The organism is Streptomyces sp. NPDC032822 (assembly GCF_055578825.1).
The window spans coordinates 1-6,437 of sequence record NZ_JBVIOL010000048.1 but is presented as its reverse complement, the minus strand read 5'-3'; the positions used below and the strand labels follow the sequence as shown (position 1 = coordinate 6,437).

The window sequence follows — 6,437 nt, the reverse complement described above, 5'->3', positions numbered from 1 at the left end:
GAACCATGCCGTACCACGGCAAGAGATCCCGAAATGATCACTAGATACACACGTCAGCGCATCCATTCACCTAGTGATCGTTAGCAGATTTGTCACACAACACCGGCGTTCCTGGTGGCTACAGGACGCCTCCGTTGGCACGAATGTTCTGGCCCGTCAGCCATCGTCCGTCCGGCCCCGCAAGGAAGGCGACCACGTCCGCCAGGTCCTCGGGCTGGCCGAGGCGTCCGAGCGAGGTCATTCCGATAACCATCGCCAGCTTCTCCGGCTCGTTGGACGCGTTCAGAAGATCGGTGTCCGTGGCACCGGGCGAGACGGTATTGACCGTGATGCCGCGCGCCCAGTTCACGTGAAGCTACCAAGGTCAGCTGTTCGAGGGCCCCCTTGCTGGCCGCGTAGGGGGCGTTGCCGGGTGCGGGGAAAACGGTGTTGAGGGTGGAAATATTCACGATCCGCCCGCCGTCCCGCATGTGCCGTGCAGCGTAACGCACAGTGAGAAAAACCGACTTTGCGTTGACAGCCATCACTCTGTCGAAATCAGCCTCGGTCGTCTGCGCGATGGGCACGACTTCGGTATGCATAGCCGCGTTGTTGACCAGAATGTCCAGGCCGTCGAGCTGACGTTCAGCTGCAGCTAACAACTCCTCGGCTGCGCCGGATTCGGCCAGATCCAGCTGAACCGCAATGACCTTCCCGCCAGCCTTCTCAGCCCGCCGCACAACCTCATCCGCAGCATCCCCATTCCGCGCGTAGTTGAAGACCACAGCCGCTCCCTCCCGCGCGAGTCACAGCACGACAGCCCGGCCAATCCCCCGCGAGCCTCCGGTAACGACAGCTGCCTTGCCTGTGAGCACTGCCATATTCTCTCCCGCATTGACGACTCGCCTGTCACGAACGTCCATACCCACCAAGCGGCCCCAGAAGAGCAAAGGCCCCGGTGGCTCTGTTCACGGGAACGGGCAGCACTTCTACGTCGGTTCGGGAGGCGTTTGGCGGTCGCAGCCTGGCCGGAATGTTCACGACTTTCGACAGCACCTGGTCCTGGGGAGGCGTTCTCGGTTGACCAAGGACGCGTGGCCGGCAAGAGCCCGCAGCCGAGCGGGGGCGCGCGGTGCTGGGCTACGGGTGCATCTGCCACCAACGGTCCGCCTCAGAGCGAGCCACTTCGGCGTCGTACTGACCCGCGTCGAAGCGGAGCCCGGGCAAAGGGTTGGGCACGGGGGTGTGCGCCTGCGACGGAACCTCCCAGTTCGACCACTGCACGATCTCCCCGAACCGCTGCACAACCACGGTCAAGAAGCCGCAGCAGCCACCGGTGCAGTCAGGTTCCCCCAACTCCAGGCGGCGCGCCTCGCCGGTCGCCCGGAGAGGGCTGGGGCGGCCGGCCGGCAGCGCATCAGCCACGTACGGTCCGCGGCCGCCTTCACCGACCGCCTCTTCGACCAGATCCTCGCCGTTGACCCAGAACCGCACCTGAGCAGCGAACCGGAGTCCCGGCGGCAACACCCTGATCTCCAAACGACCGAACATCAGATCAGCCTACGGGGCGCGCTGACGCCGGCGCGTGGCCCAGTCGACGCCCACCTCCACCCGGCCGGCACGCAGGTCCACAAGGTGCCTTCCGTTCTCGTGAACATCAACTGCGGCCCGGGCGGGGCGCCCACCGAAGTAGTGCATATCTGCCGTCGAAACTCATGAACATAGCCAGCCCCGGGGCACACCGACCGATGAAGCATCTCTCGTTCGTTCAAGGAGGCACCGCAACCTGAGCCGGCACTCACGCCCTGCGTGGGGCTGTGGACCTGTACACCCGATTCGTGACCTGGCAAGCCGTTCGCCGCGACTGTCGGCTGACGGCCAGGCAGGCCCCGCGGTTCCAGGAGTACTTCGACCCCTCCACCGATATCGTCGCGCCCGCCCTGCACACCCTGATGGGCGCCGGTGCCGCGGTGCTGTTCGGCACCACGGGACAGATCAGCGGTGAGTACGCTGCTCTGGTCGTCGCAATACCGGCCCCCATGCTGCCCACCCAGCTCACCCGCGTCCAGACGGTGAACGAGGCAGTGACGGGCCAGCGGCGGCCGGCCGAGGCGACGGAGACAGCCACGGAGCCCGGGGTGTCGTCGGCTCCTGGCGCCGGGAGCGCGGGCGGCGCGGAAGGCCTCAGCACCGCAGAGGCCCCGCGTGCCACAGCCGCCGGAACACCGTCCGCTCCCCTGCTCCGCGCTGAGCCCTCCCCGTCCCCCGCCGGCCCGGCCCAGCCCTCCGCTTCGCCCGAAAGCCCGCTGTCCCCCGAACGGCAGACTTTCTTCACCCAGGCCGCCCGGCGCAGTCGCTCGCACACCAGAGCCCACACCCGGCGAGCATCCAGCTAACCGAACGCAGCACCCGGAGCCCACACGCCTCGAAGACGCTTCCTTCCCCGCGGACTTGGCCAAGAGGACGGGACCTGGCCGCAATGGCCCAGCCACGCCACGATGGCGGCAGGGGCCAGCGATCAGGGAGGAAGGGCTGTGAACAGCATTCCGCAGCACCTGCTGAGCAAGGACCGCCAGGAATACAAGCGGATCCTCGATGAAGCGCTGCCCTCCGCCCCACACCGCCCTGAACTCGCCGCTCTTGGCCAGCGACTCAACCCCGAACAGCTGCACACCATGGCACTCAACGCCACCGCACTCATCACGGCGGCCGCGGCGACCGAGTACCAGCACCACGTGAGGATCCGCGAGGAACTACGCCAACCAGCGCCGTCCACCCCCACGTCCACGGGGTCGGCATCCGTCCATGCCTCATCCGCTTTCCCCCACTCCGGCACCCGCCCGGCAGCCGCCGATGCGGCCGGCCTCAGCACCGGGCAAGAGGGCCACCGCCTGATCCGCGGCGCAGCCGCCGCGCCGCGGTGGGCCAGGATGCCCTACGGCCGCCGTCTGCTGACGGCGGTGCTCGGCCTGCATGTACATCCGGAGGAACCGGCAGCAGCGGAATCGGCGACGGCACGCACGCTGGCCCATATGACGAGAGAGGCGGGTGGATCCACGAGGCTGCCGGTCCATGCCGCTCCCGCCGCCGCCCTCTCCGCAGCCGCCGCCGCGATCTTCTTCCTCTCCGGTCTTGCCCAGAAGACGTTCAGCGCCGGGCCGGCGTCTGCCCGGGCCATGACGGGCGCCGGATAGGTGTTCGGATCCGCGACTATGGGCATCATCGCCCTCGGCATGATCGCCCTGGGGGCCGCCTCCCCGCGCAACCGCTCCTCGCCCGATGCCGGACCGTACGGCGAGATGAGCACAGAAGTGGCGCAGGCCAGAGAATCCTGGCGCAAGGCCCTCCTGGAGCGCGGCATCCTGCCCTTCCTCCAAGAGGCACTGGCCGATCCCGGCACCGCCGCCCGGCACCGTACAACACGCCCGGCACCGACCAGCGCCACACCACAAACACCTCGGATACCACCGCCCCGGTCTCACCAGCCCGGACCACAGCACCCCCCACCCACACCCCAGCTTCACCAGCCCAGACCACACAGAGCCCGAACACCAACCGGAGTGACACACACCCAGGTCACCCCCCGCCAGAACAGACCCCCACCCCCTCAACCGCCGCCCGGTCCCGCGCGGCCGGGGGCAAGTTGACCCTCTCGTACCGCAGGCCTGCGGCAAGGCGCCCAGCAGCTCATCTGCTCAGCTTGCCGTTTAACCTCTGAGGGCAGGGGACTTGCTGGTCTATGAATTGTCGGGGCAGTCAGCCGCGGTCCAGGTCGCGACGAGATCATGGCAGACGACGGTGAGTGAGCCGTTCCAGAACGCGATCTCGTGACTGCAACCCTTCTGGTGGGGCAGGACCTCGTCGAGGATCACCGTCCCGACGGTCACCCAGTCGTTGTCCTCGATGCTTCCGCCATCGAAGCTGGAGACACCTGCGTAGCGGATGACCAGGTCTTCGTCGTGCTTCCAGCAGTTGTGCCGGAACTGGATCTCCAACTGCTGGTCATCAGCTCCGACGCCGCGGATGTGCTGGACCTCCAGATCCTTCACACACCGCTTGCTGGACAAGTCGTAGTGCTCTGGCGCAGTGGCGAATGCCCGGGCCCCGGCTGGCAGATCGTCAGCCAGCGACGGCAGATGCTCCAGGTATCGAGCCGGGGATATGACGCCTGACAGGTTGCCGACCTGTGCATCCAGATTGATGTATTCCATCGTCCTTCGTTCCCGCTCGTGGCCCTGTTGGCCGACGAATGGTCGCACGACTTTCATGCTGGTGGCCCAGAGATTCACGCTGCCGCACTCGGTTCAGAGCTGCGTCTGGGTTTGGTGCCGACCTTGTGGTGTGCGGGTCGGGTGTATGACTCGCCGGTGGCGAGGACTCGTCCGACGTCGTAGCGGGTTGCGGGCCGCCGGTTCTTCGAGCCCAGCGGGCGGCCGTGGCCGGGCCGTGACGGGTTCGGTGCACCGGCTGGTGTGCCTGTCTTCGCGTGCAGGTTCCTGAACCCCCGCCGGACCCGGGCCGGGGTGAGCCTGTTCGGTTCCGCCGGCCGCTCCCATGGCCGACGTAGATCCTGGGCGAGTGGGCGGGCGAGACGGAGCTGAGCGTGTGCGGCCAGGACGAGCCAGGTCCAGCGGTCTGCCGCCGCCGAGTCCCGCAGCTTCGGCTTGGTCCAGCCGAGAGTCTGCTTGAGCAGTCGGAAGGTGTGCTCCACGTCGAAGCGGCGGAGGAACGCCTGCCAGCACCGGTCGACCTCGGCGGGGCCGGCGCCGGTGCCCGACCACCACAGCCAGACGGGCTTGTTCACCCCGCCGCTGGGCAGCTTCGCGACCGTCAACCGGATCACGGTGCCCTCGATGACGGGCAACGGTCCCTCATGGTCGAGCCACGCCGCCCGCCGGGTCAGCCGGGGGTCCAGTCGATCCCATGCCTGCGCGGTCGCCGTCCCGTATCGGTCGGTGTCGGTGACGGTCACCGCGGTGACCTCGCCCCAGGTCTCGGGTCGGCCGAAGACGAACTCGCCGCCATGCTTGGGCGGGCGGCCGCCTTGCGGCGGGCAGATCCACGGCACCGGGACGGGCTTGCGCATCACCCGATCAGAGCGGAGGCGCCCCAGCACCTCGACCGGAAGATCGACCAAGAGGTGCGCGATTCGGGATGCGTCGTAGCCGGCGTCAAGGACGACCAAGACATCAGGATCGCCCTGCCGCCACTGGCCGGCTTCCACGACACGTTCGATGACGTCGCGGACCTGGTCGGCGGTGACGGCGGCCAGGTCCGCGCCGGGCTCCCGTCTGACCGCGTCCAGCAATGCCGTCCACGAGGTACGGCCGGTTTCCAGGGCAGCGACGATCGAGTACGGCCAGCCGGGAACCATCTGGTGCTTGCCCAGGCCCCGGCCGAAGGTATGGCAGAAGGAGCGGTCCGAGCACGTATCAGCGTCCGGCCGCAGCCACGGGGAGACGTCCACCGCCAACACCAGGCGGCCGTCCCCGGCCCTGGGCAAGGGCGCCCCGGCCAGGGCCCGCCGAAGCCAGGCGACATCGATCCGGCCCCGGTTCAGACCGGAGTACAGGGCGCCGTGGCCCCTCCGATGCTCGGGCGCGAGGGCGAGGTCCACGAGAGTACGGACCGGCCCATCGGAGCACAGCAGCGCATCGCACAGCTCAAACAGCGCGTCACTTCTGGAGACCATGCATGCGTACAGCTCCGATCGGAACTCCACCACCCCTGTGAACGCGTCTCGTTGATGCTTGGGCTCGACCAGTTCCACGATCCCGGCCTCCGTGCCGCAGCGACCCTGCCCCAAGGATCGTTTCCCAGCCCCTGATACGTCCGGTGAACTGGGAAGACTCCGGACAAGCTCGAGCCCGTTCGATGCCCAGACGTTAAACGACAAGCTAAGGGCCTGCCGCTGTTCGTCATGGTCACCCCGGCCGACATGACCGACCGCAACGCGGCCAAGGAAGTGCTCTTCCGGCTCCGGCTGATGCACCCCGAAATCACCATCGTCTGGGCCCACTCCGCCTATGCCGGACAGCTCGTGACCTGGGCGAAGACCTTCCTGAACCTGACGATCAAGACCGTCAGCCGCCCCAAGGACGCCTCCGGGTTCGTCGTGCTGCCCCGGCGCTGGGTCGTCGAACGCTCCCACGCCTGGGTCATGCACGCCCGCAGGCACGCACGCACGCGACTACGAACGGCTCATCCAGCACTCGGAATCGCTCATCACCTGGGCCGCGATCACCCTCATGACCAGGCGCATCACCCGCAGAAGCGGGCAGCCGCCCTCCCGCGAAGCTCAACGGGACTGATCGTTCTCAAGGGCAGGGCCATCACCTTGGCCCGCACCGGCCCGAAACCGCAGCCTAATGGGAGCTACGGAATCGGGGAATGCTCGGTTCCGTAGCCGCCAGCAGGTGAGCACTATCGCTGCCGGAACCGTTCGAGTTCTGTGTTCA

General features: G+C 67.7%; 4 protein-coding genes and 3 pseudogenes. 3 read left to right on the top strand and 4 right to left on the bottom strand.

Annotated elements, in window-relative coordinates; genetic code table 11:
- Nucleotides 1–118: 118 nt before the first annotated feature.
- Together ACZ5VD_RS43785 and ACZ5VD_RS43780 are read right to left on the bottom strand one after the other, a co-directional pair.
- Nucleotides 119–860, bottom strand: a pseudogene (locus tag ACZ5VD_RS43785) (SDR family oxidoreductase).
- A 259-nt stretch (nucleotides 861–1,119) separates the two neighbouring features.
- Nucleotides 1,120–1,530: a hypothetical protein gene (locus tag ACZ5VD_RS43780; RefSeq protein ID WP_468555184.1), complete on the bottom strand. Its 411-nt coding sequence runs from the start codon at nucleotides 1,528–1,530 to the stop codon at nucleotides 1,120–1,122.
- Between the two features lie 287 nt (nucleotides 1,531–1,817).
- Here ACZ5VD_RS43780 and ACZ5VD_RS43775 point away from each other — a divergent pair, with 287 nt between their 5' ends.
- Nucleotides 1,818–2,375, top strand: a complete 558-nt coding sequence (locus tag ACZ5VD_RS43775) for a hypothetical protein (RefSeq protein WP_468686070.1) — start codon at nucleotides 1,818–1,820, stop codon at nucleotides 2,373–2,375.
- A 102-nt stretch (nucleotides 2,376–2,477) separates the two neighbouring features.
- Nucleotides 2,478–2,846, top strand: a pseudogene (locus ACZ5VD_RS43770) (hypothetical protein); the annotation flags it as partial.
- A gap of 870 nt (nucleotides 2,847–3,716) precedes the next feature.
- Here the strand turns inward: ACZ5VD_RS43770 and ACZ5VD_RS43765 are convergent.
- Nucleotides 3,717–4,190, bottom strand: a complete 474-nt coding sequence (locus ACZ5VD_RS43765; protein ID WP_468686069.1) for a hypothetical protein — start codon at nucleotides 4,188–4,190, stop codon at nucleotides 3,717–3,719.
- 74 nt (nucleotides 4,191–4,264) lie between these two features.
- Nucleotides 4,265–5,749, bottom strand: a complete 1,485-nt coding sequence (locus ACZ5VD_RS43760) for an NF041680 family putative transposase (protein ID WP_468686068.1) — start codon at nucleotides 5,747–5,749, stop codon at nucleotides 4,265–4,267.
- Between the two features lie 129 nt (nucleotides 5,750–5,878).
- On the opposite strand from ACZ5VD_RS43760, the pseudogene ACZ5VD_RS43755 reads away from it, so the two are divergent.
- A pseudogene (locus ACZ5VD_RS43755) lies at nucleotides 5,879–6,248 on the top strand (transposase); the annotation flags it as partial.
- Nucleotides 6,249–6,437 lie beyond the last annotated feature (189 nt).

Excerpts from the sequence above, each read along its gene's own strand:
- ACZ5VD_RS43780 (WP_468555184.1), bottom strand. The coding sequence starts at position 1,530 with ATGTTCGGTCGTTTGGAGATCAGGGTGTTGCCGCCGGGACTCCGGTTC.
- ACZ5VD_RS43765 (WP_468686069.1), bottom strand. The coding sequence starts at position 4,190 with ATGGAATACATCAATCTGGATGCACAGGTCGGCAACCTGTCAGGCGTC.